Genomic DNA, 15,415 nt, shown 5'->3' with positions numbered 1-15,415 from the left:
AAACTTTCAGTATTGACCAGAGTAAGTTGTGATAACCGTCCCGAAAGCACCTCGATTGCGATAAACATCTCTTAACTTTGTTCTGTTTTTTCGAAATTTATTACTCAAACGGGTACTTATTGTATTGGCAATGCAAGTTACTGAAAGTTAATCATTATTCGCTTAGTGTGATCTCGATCTCTTTAGGTTGAAGGCTGATGTGATGGTGATCGCCTGTTGGCGGAATTCGAGCCTATGATCTACCTTTTAGTCGTGGCCAAGGAAAAAGGATTGCGGCCATACATTTAAGGATAAATAAAAGGAGTTAACTATGTACAAAGTTTTTTTGTCTGTTTTATGCCTGTCTAGTTTATTAATATTCCCTGCAGTGTCGGCAACCAAGGTTGCAGAAACCCCTACTTCTGAGCAAGCAAAACAATCTCAAGCTAAATCAGAGTTGATTAAGATTAATAGTGCAACGGTTGCTCAGTTGTCTGCGTTAAGTGGTATCGGGGAGGCTAAGGCGGCTGCAATTGTTGAGTATCGTCAAGTGCATGGTAAATTTGACTCAGTAGATCAACTCACTGAAGTTAAGGGAATTGGTGAAAAGTTGATCGAGAAAAATCGCAGTCAACTAAGTTTATAGTCAACTATGGCTAAATAACTCGCTATAGCTAAATAGTTAAATAAACAGTTAAACCCTCGCGCTATCAACTCTGCCACCCTCCACCGTATGGTAGTAGTTAATAGAGTGGCTATGTAAATAGTGTAAAAAAAGCCCTTTTTTAAGGGCTTTTGTTTATAGAATCGTCGATTAAACCAAAACTAGGCCAAGTTAGGCGATAATCACTTGATTGCTTGTGATGCATGATAGATAATGCAGCCGTTCTTTGGAGTTACGCTCTTAAAGAAATCTGTGGTGACCCTAGGGTCCCTCCGCAATGATAACTTGTGAACTCGGCCAGGCCTGGAAGGGAGCAACCGCAGCAAGTGACTCATGTGCCGGAGTGCGGCTCTAGGGGAGCCTCCAAAACTCCCCCGCTTTATGTAAAACATCCAAAATAACTCTCTGATTTTAATTGATAATCTAACTGACGTTTTCAGTTGTTTACCATGCTTTTCATTTAAATCGGCCTAGTTGTACAATTCGTGTGTACCACCTCATATTGCTAATGTAATCAATACGTGGCTCTACGGACACTTCCCAACAGACTCTTAAGTCATACAGTTAATGTCGTCACTGCTGGATATTGACTCCGCAAGACGCCATGAACTCATCCCTGAGGGCTTAACTACAGCATCCATGCTGCAGATCCTTGCTCGTTCAATATCATGCTGCTCCTTATTGGGCTTTAATATCCTCTGCCTTTTATAAAGCGTCATGAATGATAATGGGTTCACTAAAGCCAATGGGTAATTTGTTGCTACTGGCTCACGGTCACTTATGACGGTGTCATTTAACTGTACCCATTTGATAAACTTGAGTACCTCTATTATTTTACTGCTGAGATATGTTCTGGCTAGGTTATGTCGCCATAGGTAAATAGGTAAATAGGTAAATAATCTAGGCAAGAATGAGACCAAACGCAGCAAGTGGCTCATGTTACTAATACAACTCATGCAATCAATACGCGGCTCTACGGACACTTCTCAAAAGACTCTTAAGTCATAACTGTTAATGTCGTCGCTGCTGGATATTGACTCCGCAAGACACCGTGAACTCATCCCTGAGATCTAATCGCTTTTGAAAAACGATCAAAAAAGGCTCAATTTGAGCCTTTTTGTAAGTGAGAACTGAGGTTAAACACGCTTAATGATAATCGCGGTTCCCATTCCGCCTCCAATACACAATGAAGCAAGGCCATAGCTGAATTTTTGCTTTTGCAATTCATAGAGCAAGGTCGTCAATACTCGACCACCTGAGGCTCCAAGTGGATGACCTAGGGCAATAGCTCCACCATTGAGATTAGTTTTATTGTCAAACCACGAAAGCTCAACACCGTGCTCTTCACTCAATCCATGCATAACACCAATCGCTTGAGCTGCAAAGGCTTCGTTGAGTTCAAGTAGTTCAATATCTCTCAGGTTCATGCTGGCTCGCGTTAAGGCTTGCTTAATCGCGGGTACAGGTCCTAGACCCATAAACGCTGGATCTAAGCCACCTTGGCCATAGCTCGCGATCTCTGCTAGTGGTTGTAGATTATATTTTTTAACAGCCTCTTCAGAAGCGATAATAAAAGCCACGCCGCCATCATTAATACCCGATGAATTTCCCGCCGTTACAGAGCCCTCTTTTTTGAAGGCTGCTCTAAGTTTTGTTAGGCTTTCTATCGTTGCGTCTGCTCTCGGGTATTCATCGGTATCGAAACTGAATGACTTTCTTCGCTGAGTGACTTCAATAGGAGCTATCTCATCGGTAAAGCGGTTACTTTCAATTGCTGCGCATGCGCGTTGCTGACTGCGAAGCGCAAACTGATCTTGCTGCTCACGAGAGATCTGATATTTATCTGCAATATTTTCAGCGGTTATTCCCATGTGATAATGATTAAAAACATCGGTTAGACCATCGTTTATCATTGAGTCTATAAGCTGCTGGTTCCCCATTTTGCTACCAAAACGGTTATTGCTATTGAGTAAATAAGGTGCGCTTGACATGTTCTCCATACCAGCAGCGACAAGTATGTCAGCATCACCAGCTTTAATTTTTGTCGCTGCTTCGATGACAGTTTTCATGCCGCTGCCACAAATCATGTTGAGGGTATAAGCTGGAACGGTATCAGGAATACCCGCATAACGTGCAGCTTGTCTACCTGGGCCCATCCCTTGGCCTGCACTTAACACATTACCGACAATAACTTCATCAAGATGTTCAGGTGAAACACGAGCTTGAGCTAACGCAGCTTTAATTGCTTCGCCGCCAAGTTGATAAGCTGGAACAGATGCAAGGGCACCACCGAAGCTACCAAGTGCAGTCCGCTTCGCACCAACAATAAATACTTTTTTCATAGACTCTCCAAAACTGATTTTTTAATTGAAGCAATGCTTGATAACCGCTGCTTCAATTAAGCAGTAATTCAACATGGTGTGGTTATATTACAAGGCCACCATCAATTTTAAGGGTCTGTCCGGTGATAAAGTTGGAGTTGTCACTGGCAAGAAAAAGTACACCATTGGCGATATCTTCAGGCTTACCCATACGGCCAAGTGGTGTTTTACCTTTCATGAAGTTAAGTACTTTTTCTGGTAACTCAATCGTCATTGGTGTTTCAATAAATCCTGGAGCAACACAATTGGCGCGAACTTGCGCCCCTTTACGAGAAAACTCTTTAGCCCAACCCTTGGTCATGGTGATGACGCCGCCTTTAGTTGCGGCATAATTTGTTTGTCCAACATTTCCATCAGTTCCAACAACAGAAGACATCGTAATAATCGAGCCTACACCATTTTCAATCATTAATGGTGCTACTGCTTGGGTCATATTGAACACACCTTTAAGGTTAACGTTGATGACCATGTCCCAGTCATCTTCACTCATTCTATCAAGCAAATTATCACGGGTAATTCCAGCATTATTAACTAAAACGTCAATCTTGCCATGTTCGGCTTTTAGCGTCTCAATGAGTGCTTGAATGCCCTTGCGATCGCAGACATTAAGTTCTTTAGCTGACACATTGCTGTATTGTTCTTCAAGGTCTCGCATCGCCTCTATATTCATGTCGCAAGCGTAAACTTTAAGCGCACCTTGCTGAGCAAACGTTTCAACGATGCATCGACCAATACCTTGTGCGCCGCCAGTGACTATACAGATTTTGTTATTTAGCATAATGATTCCACCATTTTGAGTGTTAGCAAGCGCCAAACGAAGAGGCGATATTTGCTTAGATTTGGACCTATATTAGGCTCAGGAACATTGAATGTTTAGCGTTAATAGAACAAAACACTATTGCAAAAAGGGGATAAAAAAATTATTTATCTTATTTTTATGGGATAGTTAGCAGTAATTGTTGGATATATGAATAATGATAGAAACGCTAGCACTTAATAAGTGACGCTATTTTACGTTTCACATGTTAAGGATGTGTTTTAACGGGTTGGTTTATTGACCAAGGTACTCATTAACAGCGAAGTGTCTATGTTAGATAAAATTGTTTATTTTTTACATGTAGTTAGAACTGGGTCTTTTAGTGATGCAGCGAAGCAGTATGGTATATCAGCCTCTGCAGGGAGTCGCTGGATCATTGAGTTAGAGGAAAACATGGGGGTGAGCCTGCTTAAACGCTCAACTCGTAAAGTTGTTCCGACTCAGGCAGGAGAGCGATTATTCGACCGATTCTGCCATGTGAACACTGAAATTGATGACATTCTCACAGAGATTCAAAATTTAGGAAATGATGATCGGGGAGTCATTCGTATTGCCAGCACCCCTCTGTTTGCTAAAAAATTCTTGAGCCAAGTCGTTGGAGAATACTTGTGTGAATACCCCTATGTGTCTTTTAAGATTGTTGAAACCGCTTATGAGATGGATCATGTCGGCGAAGTTGACTTTGCTATTCGAGCAAATGCGACATATCAAGGTTATCAAGAGAAAGATAGCTTGTTGGTTAAACGGTCATTGCTTAGGTACCCGCTTAAGGCTTGTTGTTCACCACGCTACATCGAACGTTTTTCTTTGCCTGAAACTCCCGAAGAGCTAAAGAAACATAATTGTTTGTATGCATCGACCTTAGTGGGGGGAAATAAATGGGTCTTCGAGCGAGGGGGGGAATTTACAACGGTCGAAATAGCCCAAACTGTGCAGGTTGAAGATAGTGAGTTTTTGAAAACAGTTGCGTTAACTGGCGCTGGAATTGCTTATTTACCCACAAGTTTAATACAAAAAGAATTAAATGATGGTTCATTAGTCCCTATTTTAGATGATTACAGTAATAGTCATTTTGAGTTTGGACTATATTTCAGACCAAGAAAGCAAATGCCAACTCGTTGTGTAAATTTTAAAGACTTTTTAATTAGACGGGTAACAGAGATAGCATCTGAATTAGAAGTCAGCTGATTATTGTTTTTGGTGTGCAAAGCGTAATGTAAATGGCTTTTAAAAAAGATTCAAAGATGAGGTTGGTGAGTTAGTACTTAGATATTTACCACAACTTAATTTGTATTTTTTAGCGTAGGTACTTATATACCTACGCTAAGCATTTTGTGATTAGTTAATTATGATTTTCTATTGCCCAACCACTTCCAGCCATCCGCAGTCTTGATAACTTTGCTCCCTTGACTAAAGGGAACGGATATATTGCCTAAATTAACCATTCCTTCAACAAAATACTCATCAGATTTATTGGGATCTTGTTCAAATTTGATTAGAGAGACCTTATAGTCATTAACACTGGCCATTTGACTATACAATATCTCTAAAAATGCAGGTTTGTCATAGCCGTTTTCGATAAAGTTTTCTGCATAAAAATTGGCAATGTTAGTCTTATGCTTACTCACTAATGCATGTTTAAACTTATTAAAGAAAGCGGTTACTTCTTCAGGAGGTAAGATGATAGGTGGTTTATAGTTTGAAACTTTTTCAATGCCAGAGATCCTTTCTCCAGCAAGAAATTTAACTACGTCTTGATTAAATCTTTCAGGAATATCGGTATGAATAAAATGGCCAACATTAGGGTAAATGATTACCGTAGGCTCATTACCATTGTTTGATAACTTTTCATACACAGGCTTAATGATGTCCCAACGTAAACTTTGCTGACCACTAAAAATGGTTGTTGGAATAAAGGGTTCTTTTTCACCATAGGTGATAAGTATCGGAGCTTTAATTTGATCAATTTTCTTAACTAAACTTTGAGGGTCTTCAATACGAACTTCAACTCCCATTGAATAGATATCTCTGATATAAGTCTCGGTGTATGCTCGGTACTCTTCAGGTGAGTTTTCAATCATGTGCTGACGGTTTTGGGTAATATACTCTGTCATTGGGGTTTTATTGATAAAGTATCCAGCAGGAGAGTCCATTACTTCGCCACTCTCAGGGTTTTTAGCTTTGAAGTAATTGAAAAGTTCAACATCTTCTGCAGTTTTAACTTGCTCTTTTTTCAGTGTGCTCCCCCAGATTTTAGCCCAATTTTCGTATGATATTTGTTGTTCATCGCCAAAAAATGACAGTCCTGCAATATTGGTTGGGAACTCCTCCATACCACCAGAAGCTTCAAGTATTATCTTATCAACTTGCTCAGGGTATGCTAAGGCATAACCTATTACCCATTGGCCTCCCATTGAGTGACCAAGAAAGCTGGCTTTGTTTACATTTAATGTATTTGCTAACAGATCATGAATGGCTGTGCGTGTGTCATCCAGTGAACGTGTAATTGGATTATCTAAGTTTCCAGGCAAAGATTTACCATAATTAGGTAGGTCGGGCACAATGACACGGTAACCTTGAGTCAGTAAAACGTTCATCAAATCTGCAAAATAGCCACCATATACTCCTTTTCCATGGATAAGTACCACGGTTTCAGGAGAAGGTTTATCACCAGCATATTCGTCCATATAGGCAACTTCCCACTGAATCCCTGTACTATCTTTAGCTTGTGCATAATGCACAGGAAACGGATAAGTTACACAATCTTTCCAATAGCTGCCTTCACATTGTTGTGTCACTGTTAAGGCTTGCATATTATTTACTGGATATTGAGTTGTCCCACAGCCAGCAAAAAGAGTGAACAGCGATAATGAGAGTAAGTGAAGCTTGATACTTCTACGCATTTTATAGGCCCTAGTGATTATTTAATAAAAGTGAGTACTTGATGGCTGATGTCATCAAGTTGATCGATAAACAAGGAGTGGCCACTATTGGGATAGATTTTTATAGTGGTAAAGACCTCTTGCTCTGTTATCATTTTATGAGTGTGTCGAGCGGTATCAACGGCAATAACCAGATCATCCTCACCGTGTAGTATTAACGTAGGTGTTTTGAATTGGTGAATTTGACCTGTTCCATTAGCTACACCATTAAATTCATCCATTAGATTGAAGACGGATAATGAGTAATAAATATCGGCTAAGTTGACTTGCGTTAGGACATCATCAATCAGTAAATCATAGTTTTGTGGGGTTGGTTTTTTATGGTTATAGACCACCATATTCCATAAACCCTGCACAAAATGTTTATCTTTGTTTTTGAAAGCAGAGAAAACAGGCGCAAACATTGGCTCATCCAATATTGCTTGTTTACTTTTAAGGTAATCACCTTGGCCCCCGTTGGATTTGATCGGGTAACCATTCATTCCGATGCTGCTGATGAGTACAAGTTGATTGACTTTTTCATGATGGTTAATACAGTGGTCAATGGCAACGCCGCCACCGGTAGACCAGCCCGCGATGGCATAGGATTCAATATTGAGTTGGCTGAGTAAATCCGCAATATCTTCAGATAGATCATTCAAGTTGGAAACAGGATGATTGTAGCTAGACTGCCCAAATCCTCGCATATCAGGAGCAATAACTCTTAACTCAGAAGAAACGGACTTCATAAACTCTTCAAGATGAAAAGATGAGGTCATATTGCCATGTAATAGAACTAATACAGGCCCTTTACCGCACTCTCTATAATAAATCTGTTCACCATTAGCTAAGATCACTTTTTCAGTATTTATTTGTTGGCACATGGCCTGACTCCTAATATGATTAACTGAAATTTAGTTCATCATATCTGCATTTTGATTTCTTGGTTACCCCATCTACATCCCGTAAATGAAAAAAAGAATCCCGAATTTACTAGATAACAAAACCTTACGAGTTGGTAATATGATTATGTGTTGTTAATGGGTGAAGGTGATTAAAGTGGATTTTAGGTTTATATTTATTTCTGGTTTTTTATTAACATTATTTATATCAACTAATACTTATTCAGTAGAATGTGATAATCATAATGGGTTCATTTGCTCTGATTCAAACTATCAATTTGCTGATAACTTCACCGAGCAAGGTAAATACACCGATGGTGGCTTTGGCGGCGGAAACTGCCAAGCAACCAAAACACCAGTAATATTCCTCCATGGTAATGGAGATAATGCTATTGGTTGGGCCTTGCCACCAAGTGTTCAGCCAGAAAACTTCCCACGAGCGCCTTTTTCCGTTTATGAGTCATTTATACAAGCTGGCTACAATGACTGTGAATTATTCGGGCTAACTTATCTTTCTATCGAACAGCGCCAATCTCCCCAGCTTAATTACCACGATGCAGTCACACAGCAAACTATTAATCAATTTATTGAGGATGTTCTGATATATACCGGCCAGAACAAGGTCAATATAGTGGCTCATTCACTAGGGGTATCATTAGCAATTTCAAGTCTACATAAATATCAGGCTTGGAACAAAATTGACCGATTTATTAATATTGGTGGTGCAATTCGGGGACTACAGTCGTGCCTTTATACTGGGTATGCGAATGCACTCGTTCCAACGTGTGGCAGTCAAAATCTTTATCAAACGAATACTTTTGGCTTATATCCTGATAATGGCAGTTTATCCCCTTTATGGGGAAAAAATGCGTGGACCGGAAATAATGACTCTCTAAGTATGCGTCATTTTCCTTCACAGACATTAGGTAGTCGATTCTACAGCTTGACTGCGGGCTTACATGATCAAATCCACTGTACAACCATGTCCGGCCAGAGAGCTTGTGTTCACGGGGCCCTATTTACACCCAATAGTAATGTTAAGGCACAACTACAATTGGGCGCTGGCACAATAGCAAATGCACTTGATTTTAATTTTAGTGATTTAAGTCCTTATAACCTATCCGGTGGCGATCTGGATGGTGTTGGACATTTTAATAGCAAAATAAATAGCGGGGCCATATTGGTTGAGATGCTGACTAGTGACTGTGAAGGTGTTGCTTGTGCTAACTCTTATTTAAGTGGACCTGTTAACAATGCGCTTTAAATTCTACTTGTATTAAATATAAAAATAAAAACTTATAAAATAAAGGAATTGAAAATGAAAAAAATGACAACTAAGTTAACAAATATCGCTTTAGCTTGCTCGTTGGGGTTGATGTCCTCTGCTTCAATTGCGGCATCAGTAGAAATTGATGATGTGGGGACAATTGAATTTAAAGCCGATGCATTCATCAAAGCTTACGACGTTGATAATGGTGAAGGTAATTTTAATACTGGCGACAGTATCAATGGTGCTTTATCTCAAGTACGATTCACACTTAATGTTGCTAATGAAACGGGTTGGTCGATTAATACTAGAATGTTAGGTTTCTATGAATGGGCTGGTGATCGTCGCCATAGTGGTGGTTCTGGAACCGATTATACCAGTACCGATAATCTAGATTCATTATCACTCGATCTTGCTTATCTTCAATACAAAACTGATGACGGCTGGTTATTTCGTGCAGGACGGCAAGAGGCAAGCTGGGCTTATGGGTTTAATATTGCCGACGATCGCCGAGATCGAATTCTTGCGATGAAGACACTTATGACTGATGGTGGTTATGTAGGATTAATTGGTATATACGATCTACGATTTTCTGAAGACTTTTCTGAAAATAGCTTAGCAGACCTTTCTACTGGTGATCTGAACATGTATGCACTTGCTGCTGTAGGTAACCAGAGCGGTCTTGACTGGGGAATGTTATGGGCATATTTCGATGGTGAATCAGCACCGAGTGATTTTAGTCAAGTATCTAATCCTTATTACATTAAAAACTTCCATAACCTCTCTCCTTATCTAGGTAAAACGATTGGTAACTTCTCATTTAAAGCAGCGGCAAACTTTAACTTATCGGATGCGAATGATGATGATGCCATTTATTTTTGGGGAAATAATAGTTGGGCAGCGTTCCTAGAAGCGGGCTACCAAATCACACCTGAATTTCAGTTGCAGGCTCAGATAGCAGGTATTGGTGATGGTGGCCAGGTCGGTAGAGGCTGGGATAGTTATTCTATGTTAATCAACAACTCTCCTAGAAACGAGATTAATCCTACACGCACGGAATTTTTTGGTGGTTTAGGTAATTTCAATGGCAACGCGGGCAAAGACGGTACCATTTATGGCCTTAGAGCTAATTGGAATCCATCTGATGAGCTTGAGTTTACCTTTGCTGTTGGTCGTATGGAGTTAGACTTGTATAACGCCAACCTACATGAAGTGTTGCCTGAAAATTATCGTGATAATACATATGGCACTTTTTATGATGTAAAAGCTCTGTACAAATTTAGTAAGGGCAATACCATTGAAGTCAGAGCGGGTCATGCTGATGAAGATATTGATGACACAGCGATTATGACAACGCTACGAGTCAGTTTTGGTTAATACCCGATAATAGAATAATAAAAGAGTTGCTGTATTTTATATAGCAACTCTTTATTTTATGTTTGGTGTTATTTTAACGGTCTTAATTTTGTTTTTTAACTCTATTATATACTGCTTAGTATTGTTCGCCATTTCATTTATATAATCCATTTTAGTTTATCTCTAGCTTGTGGTCATTCACTTGAAGCTTAATAGTTGTAGCTTGTTTTTACTCAGTTAGTTAATTAAAGCCGGTCTGAAATAATACCGATGACATTATCCCATTTTTGCAATTATCCTTTCAGTTTTTGTCTATTTTCTCAGTAATCACAACACCTTAAACTTCAGTTATTACCTCAGCGTCACATCGGCTATTGGTTACCCCATTATTCAGTTTTGAAGGAAGATGTTATGAAAGTAAAAATACTGACAGCAACTCAGGCAGCGTCTTTGATTAAAGACGAAGATAAAGTAATTCTAGGGGGCTTTATTGGTGCCGTAGTGCCTGAAGCAATCGAAAAAGCGATTGGTGAACGATTTCTAAGTTGTGGGCATCCTAAAGCACTAGAACTTTATTTCACAGCAGGCCAAGGAGATGGAGCGACCAAAGCTGCTAACCATATGGCATATCCTGGTATGGTAAAAATGGCCATGGGCGGACATTGGGGGCTCATTCCACGTCTGCAAAAGTTGGCTAATGAAAACCAGATCCAAGCCTACAACTTTCCGCAAGGGGTCATAGCGCAACTGTTACGTGACTCTGCAGCGGGTAAGCCCGGCACACTTTCTCATGTTGGTATTGGCACTTTTATCGATCCGCGTATTGATGGGGGCAAGATTAACAGTGTGACTAAAGAAGATCGCGTCTCAGTAATAAACATAGATAACAACGACTATCTATTTTATAAGCGTATGGATGCCAATGTTGCACTGCTTCGAGGCACCACTGCTGATGAAAATGGCAATATCACCATGGAGGACGAGTGCCTATTCTTAGAGAACTTAGCCGCTGCTCAGCTAGTCACTAATATGGGTGGCACCGTCATTGTGCAGGTAAAAAGAATTGTAAAAGTGGGGACTCTAGACCCACAGCAAGTACGTATTCCGGGTATTTTTGTTAATGCCGTCGTGGTGGTCTCCGAAGAGGAACACCATATGCAGACCTTCGCTGAGAATATGAATCCTGCTTACTGCGGACGTGGTAAACAAGGCGCTGACAAGCAGATCTCAAGAAAACTTGACGCTAAGAAAATTATCGCTCGCCGAGCTGCAATGGAATTAACAAGGGGCGCCATTCTCAATTACGGTATTGGTGCGCCAGAGGTGATAGCCAGTGTAACGGATGAAGAAGGGATCACCGACCAAATGATTGCCACTGTTGAGCCTGGTGCCATTGGTGGCACGCCTGCGGGCGGTTTAAGCTTTGGTGCCTCAGCATTCCCTGAAGCGATTATTACTCAAGATCAAATGTTTGATTTTTACGATGGTGGTGGAATTGATCAAGCATTTCTTGGTTTAGCAGAGTGTGATGAAAATGGTGACCTAAATGTATCCAAATTTGGCCCTAAAATAGCGGGCTGTGGTGGCTTCATCGATATTACCCAAAATGCTAAGCAAGTTTTTTTCTGCGGGACTTTTACAGCGGGGAAACTACAAATAGAGACGGGTAATGGTGAGCTGGAAATTATTGAAGATGGCCACATTTGTAAGTTAATTCGTAAAGTTGCTCAGATTACTTTTGCTGCCAATATCGCAAGAAAAAATGGCAAAAAAGTCCTCTATATCACAGAGAGGGCTGTTTTTAGGCTAGCAGATAAAGGTATTGAGCTTATTGAAATAGCGCCTGGTGTCGATCTTAATAGAGACATCTTGCAAAAAATGGAGTTCATGCCGGCTATCAGTGCCAATTTAAAAATGATGGATAGACGAATTTTCACTGAGGCGCCAATGGGGTTATCACTTGATGAAAATAGCTTTAGCTCACAAGTTGACTCTGCAGCGTAAACATTAAGGCATAAATAGGTAAGTAGTATGAGCTATACAATTGGGCAGATAAATATTGGCCAACAAGCCAGTTTTGAAAAAACCATCACTGAGACCGATGTGCAACTATTTTGTGGTGTGAGTGGTGACATTAATCCGGTGCATGTCAGTGAACTTGCGGGTAAAGAAAGTGTATTTGGTGCCCGAGTTGCTCATGGGATTTTAGTGTCAGGTTTAACTTCTGCGGTTCTGGGCATGCAATTACCCGGTCCGGGGACTATTTATTTAGGGCAAGAGCTTCGATTTAAAGCCCCTGTTTATATCGGTGACACGATTCGAGCCGTTGTAGTGGTAGCGGAAATCATCACCGATAAGAATATCGTTAAACTCACAACACAAAGTATTAATCAAGACGGCGTCGTCGTCATCGAAGGCATCGCAACTGTTATGCCTCCCAAAGCCGTTTAATGAAGCCAATTTAGGAATTATTTATGATCATCGAACCGATTGTTAAAGGTGTTGTTGCACGAAATTCGCATCCTGCTGGCTGTAAACAGGCCATTTTGAACCAGATTAATTATGTTAAAACGGCAAAGCCGATAGAGTCAGGAGCCCAAAAAGTGCTGATTTTGGGTGCATCTTCAGGTTTTGGCTTGGCATCAAGAGTGTCTTTAGCCTTTGGCGGTGCATCGGCAGATACCATTGGAGTGTCATTTGAACGTGGCCCTAGTGATAAAGGGGTTGGGAGTGCAGGTTGGTACAACAACATATATTTTCGTGAACAAGCTGAGCAAGCGGGTTTAATTGCAAAAAACTTTGTTGGTGATGCTTTTTCCCCTGCAATGCGTGCTCAGGTTATCGAGTATATCCGTGCTGAGTTTGGTGGCAAAGTTGATCTGGTTGTTTACAGCTTAGCGACAGGGATTAGACCTAACCCTGAAACCGGTGAAATGTGGCGTTCAAGCATCAAGACCGTTGGAGAGCCGGTAACGGGTCCAACAATTAATATTGAAACCGATACTATGGAGCAAATGACAGTCGGGACAGCCACAGAGCAAGAGATCATCGATACAGAAAAGGTGATGGGCGGGGAAGATTGGGAGAGTTGGATTGAGATATTGTCTGAAGCGGGTGTGTTAGCAACGGGGTGCAAAACGTTGGCTTATTCATATATCGGTGGAAAAAGTACTTATCCTATTTATCATCAAGGTACGCTAGGGCGTGCTAAGACACATCTGCACACGACCAGTGATAAATTAAATGAGAAGTTAAGTGCGATTGGTGGTAGTGCCCACGTTTCAGTATGTAAGGCGTTAGTGACTAAGGCCAGCGTTTATATACCAGCATTTTCGCCTTATATCCTTGCACTGTATAAAGTCATGAAACAGCAAGGTACTCACGAAACCTGTATTGAGCAGATGCAGCGGCTTTTTTCGGAACGAGTTTATACCTCAGGCGTTACCCCTATTGATTCTGAAAGATTAATCCGTATTGATGATTGGGAGCTGGATGCTTCAGTGCAGCAGGAAGTTGATAAGTTGATCGCTAAAATTACCCCCGATAATTTTGCTGAAGTGGGTGACTATGAAGGCTATAAAACTGAGTTTATGCAACTCAACGGTTTTGGCTTCGCTGAAGTAGATTACCAAACTCGTGTGGATTTTGATTCTCTCACTCAATTACAGCCGTAATACTCAAACTAGACAAGGTTAAATTTGCAGCAAGCTTCATGGAGAGTAGACTTGCTGCAGACTCTGCAATATTACCTTCTATTTTATCCAATAGTGATTAATCAAATTAGTTAGCGCAGTAGCTATTGGGCAGTCAATACATTCATTTAAACAAAATACTTGGGCTTTCCCCATGTGTTATAGGATTACTCATGTCAAATAAATATGTCTTAGTGCTGAACTGTGGCAGTTCTTCGCTAAAGTTTGCCGTTATCGATGCGATCAGTGGAGAAGATCTACTCAGTGGTCTAAGTGAATGCTTTGGTCTTGAAGATGCCTGCATTAAGTGGAAAACCCGAGTCGGACAACAAGAGAGTAAGCATCAAGAGAGCTTAGGAGCCTTTAGTGCTCACACTGAAGCGATGGCCTATATTGTGGATACAATTCTTGCTGCCCACCCAACGCTTAAGCAACAGATCCTGGCCGTAGGACACCGAGTCGTACATGGCGGTGAACAATTTAGTGGTTCGGTTATTATTAACGATGAGGTACTGCAAGGTATAGAGGCCTGCGCCACGCTTGCTCCATTACATAATCCGGCGCACATTATCGGTATTTTAGCCGCTAAGGTTGCCTTTCCACAGCTTGCGCAGATTGCCGTGTTTGACACTGCATTTCATCAAACTATGCCTCAAAAAGCCTTTATTTATGCGTTGCCATACCAGCTTTATCGTGAACATAGTATTCGACGCTTTGGTATGCACGGCACTAGCCATCGCTATATTTGCCAAACAGCGGCTAAGACATTAGGGATTGCTGTTGAGGACCTAAACTTGATCAGTGCACACCTTGGTAATGGTGCTTCAGTTACCGCCATTAAAGCTGGAATAAGTGTCGATACTTCGATGGGAATGACGCCTCTTGAAGGGGTGGTAATGGGGACTCGCTGTGGTGATTTAGACCCTTCAATCATTTTTTACTTAGTGCAAAACCTAGGTTATAGCCTAAAAGAAGTCGAAGATATGATGAATAAACAAAGTGGTTTATTAGGAATTTCTGAGCTTACCAATGATTGCCGCGGTATTGAGGAGGGACATGCTAATGGACATAAAGGCGCGAGCTTGGCACTGGATATATTTTGCTATCGTTTAGCAAAGTATATCGCTTCATACACAGTGCCATTAGGACGTATTGATGCACTAGTGTTTACTGGTGGCATTGGTGAAAACTCGGCATTAATTCGCCAAAAAGTTATTGAGTTACTCTCTATTTTCAATTTTAAGTTAGACAGACAGCGAAACCTTGCGGCCCGTTTTGGGCAACAAGGGCAGATCACTGCTGATACTGGTCCTGTTGCGATGGTGATCCCAACAAATGAAGAGTGGGTTATCGCTCAAGATGCACTGAAGCTAATCGATTAAGGATTTTGCGTTGGTCGTTGGAAACGTCAGGCGTGCAGTGCACGTTAAATTGAG

Annotated in this window: 12 protein-coding genes and 1 other RNA gene; 9 read left to right on the top strand and 4 right to left on the bottom strand. The window is 40.9% G+C overall.

Annotated features, from left to right (window positions below):
• Positions 1-310: 310 nt before the first annotated feature.
• Entirely contained in the window at positions 311-625 is a 315-nt protein-coding gene (locus SHAL_RS14250) for a ComEA family DNA-binding protein (protein WP_012277830.1), read from the top strand.
• Positions 626-904: 279 nt separating this feature from the next.
• Positions 905-1,001, top strand: an RNA gene (ffs, locus tag SHAL_RS22440) — signal recognition particle sRNA small type.
• A 778-nt stretch (positions 1,002-1,779) separates the two neighbouring features.
• Here ffs and SHAL_RS14245 read toward each other — a convergent pair.
• Both SHAL_RS14245 and SHAL_RS14240 read right to left on the bottom strand, forming a co-directional pair.
• Complete coding sequence (locus SHAL_RS14245) at positions 1,780-2,985, bottom strand: acetyl-CoA C-acetyltransferase (protein ID WP_012277829.1); 1,206 nt, start codon at positions 2,983-2,985, stop codon at positions 1,780-1,782.
• Positions 2,986-3,067: 82 nt separating this feature from the next.
• A complete protein-coding gene (locus SHAL_RS14240) occupies positions 3,068-3,802 on the bottom strand; it encodes a beta-ketoacyl-ACP reductase (RefSeq protein ID WP_012277828.1) in 735 nt (244 codons plus the stop codon).
• 309 nt (positions 3,803-4,111) lie between these two features.
• On the opposite strand from SHAL_RS14240, the gene SHAL_RS14235 reads away from it, so the two are divergent.
• Positions 4,112-5,029 carry a LysR family transcriptional regulator gene (locus tag SHAL_RS14235; RefSeq protein ID WP_041416454.1) on the top strand — a complete coding sequence of 306 codons (918 nt, stop codon included), beginning with the start codon at positions 4,112-4,114 and terminating at the stop codon, positions 5,027-5,029.
• 158 nt (positions 5,030-5,187) lie between these two features.
• Here SHAL_RS14235 and SHAL_RS14230 read toward each other — a convergent pair whose 3' ends face one another.
• Together SHAL_RS14230 and phaZ are read right to left on the bottom strand one after the other, a co-directional pair.
• A complete protein-coding gene (locus tag SHAL_RS14230) occupies positions 5,188-6,744 on the bottom strand; it encodes an alpha/beta fold hydrolase (protein WP_012277826.1) in 1,557 nt (518 codons plus the stop codon).
• A gap of 17 nt (positions 6,745-6,761) precedes the next feature.
• Positions 6,762-7,646 carry an intracellular short-chain-length polyhydroxyalkanoate depolymerase gene (gene phaZ, locus SHAL_RS14225; protein ID WP_012277825.1) on the bottom strand — a complete coding sequence of 295 codons (885 nt, stop codon included), beginning with the start codon at positions 7,644-7,646 and terminating at the stop codon, positions 6,762-6,764.
• A gap of 175 nt (positions 7,647-7,821) precedes the next feature.
• On the opposite strand from phaZ, the gene phaZ7 reads away from it, so the two are divergent.
• The 6 genes from phaZ7 to SHAL_RS14195 all read left to right on the top strand — a co-directional run bounded on the left by phaZ7 (position 7,822) and on the right by SHAL_RS14195 (position 15,361).
• A complete protein-coding gene (gene phaZ7 / locus SHAL_RS14220) occupies positions 7,822-8,928 on the top strand; it encodes an extracellular native short-chain-length polyhydroxyalkanoate depolymerase PhaZ7 (protein ID WP_012277824.1) in 1,107 nt (368 codons plus the stop codon).
• A 54-nt stretch (positions 8,929-8,982) separates the two neighbouring features.
• Entirely contained in the window at positions 8,983-10,308 is a 1,326-nt protein-coding gene (locus SHAL_RS14215; RefSeq protein ID WP_012277823.1) for a hypothetical protein, read from the top strand.
• Positions 10,309-10,698: 390 nt separating this feature from the next.
• Entirely contained in the window at positions 10,699-12,291 is a 1,593-nt protein-coding gene (locus tag SHAL_RS14210) for an acyl CoA:acetate/3-ketoacid CoA transferase (protein WP_012277822.1), read from the top strand.
• Positions 12,292-12,318: 27 nt separating this feature from the next.
• Positions 12,319-12,738 carry a MaoC family dehydratase gene (locus SHAL_RS14205; RefSeq protein ID WP_012277821.1) on the top strand — a complete coding sequence of 140 codons (420 nt, stop codon included), beginning with the start codon at positions 12,319-12,321 and terminating at the stop codon, positions 12,736-12,738.
• Between the two features lie 23 nt (positions 12,739-12,761).
• Positions 12,762-13,961 (top strand): enoyl-ACP reductase FabV, encoded by a 1,200-nt coding sequence (fabV, locus tag SHAL_RS14200; protein ID WP_012277820.1) that lies wholly within the window; start codon positions 12,762-12,764, stop codon positions 13,959-13,961.
• A gap of 191 nt (positions 13,962-14,152) precedes the next feature.
• Positions 14,153-15,361, top strand: coding sequence for an acetate kinase (locus tag SHAL_RS14195; RefSeq protein ID WP_012277819.1), 1,209 nt, complete (start codon positions 14,153-14,155; stop codon positions 15,359-15,361).
• Positions 15,362-15,415 lie beyond the last annotated feature (54 nt).

It is taken from the genome of Shewanella halifaxensis HAW-EB4, assembly GCF_000019185.1.
Classification (GTDB): Bacteria; Pseudomonadota; Gammaproteobacteria; order Enterobacterales; family Shewanellaceae; genus Shewanella; species Shewanella halifaxensis.
This window is presented reverse-complemented; position numbering and strand designations above follow the sequence as displayed.

Excerpts from the sequence above, each read along its gene's own strand:
- SHAL_RS14240 (WP_012277828.1), bottom strand. The coding sequence starts at position 3,802 with ATGCTAAATAACAAAATCTGTATAGTCACTGGCGGCGCACAAGGTATT.
- SHAL_RS14210 (WP_012277822.1), top strand. The coding sequence starts at position 10,699 with ATGAAAGTAAAAATACTGACAGCAACTCAGGCAGCGTCTTTGATTAAA.
- SHAL_RS14215 (WP_012277823.1), top strand. The coding sequence starts at position 8,983 with ATGAAAAAAATGACAACTAAGTTAACAAATATCGCTTTAGCTTGCTCG.
- SHAL_RS14250 (WP_012277830.1), top strand. The coding sequence starts at position 311 with ATGTACAAAGTTTTTTTGTCTGTTTTATGCCTGTCTAGTTTATTAATA.
- SHAL_RS14235 (WP_041416454.1), top strand. The coding sequence starts at position 4,112 with ATGTTAGATAAAATTGTTTATTTTTTACATGTAGTTAGAACTGGGTCT.
- SHAL_RS14195 (WP_012277819.1), top strand. The coding sequence starts at position 14,153 with ATGTCAAATAAATATGTCTTAGTGCTGAACTGTGGCAGTTCTTCGCTA.
- SHAL_RS14205 (WP_012277821.1), top strand. The coding sequence starts at position 12,319 with ATGAGCTATACAATTGGGCAGATAAATATTGGCCAACAAGCCAGTTTT.
- SHAL_RS14230 (WP_012277826.1), bottom strand. The coding sequence starts at position 6,744 with ATGCGTAGAAGTATCAAGCTTCACTTACTCTCATTATCGCTGTTCACT.
- SHAL_RS14245 (WP_012277829.1), bottom strand. The coding sequence starts at position 2,985 with ATGAAAAAAGTATTTATTGTTGGTGCGAAGCGGACTGCACTTGGTAGC.
- fabV (WP_012277820.1), top strand. The coding sequence starts at position 12,762 with ATGATCATCGAACCGATTGTTAAAGGTGTTGTTGCACGAAATTCGCAT.
- phaZ (WP_012277825.1), bottom strand. The coding sequence starts at position 7,646 with ATGTGCCAACAAATAAATACTGAAAAAGTGATCTTAGCTAATGGTGAA.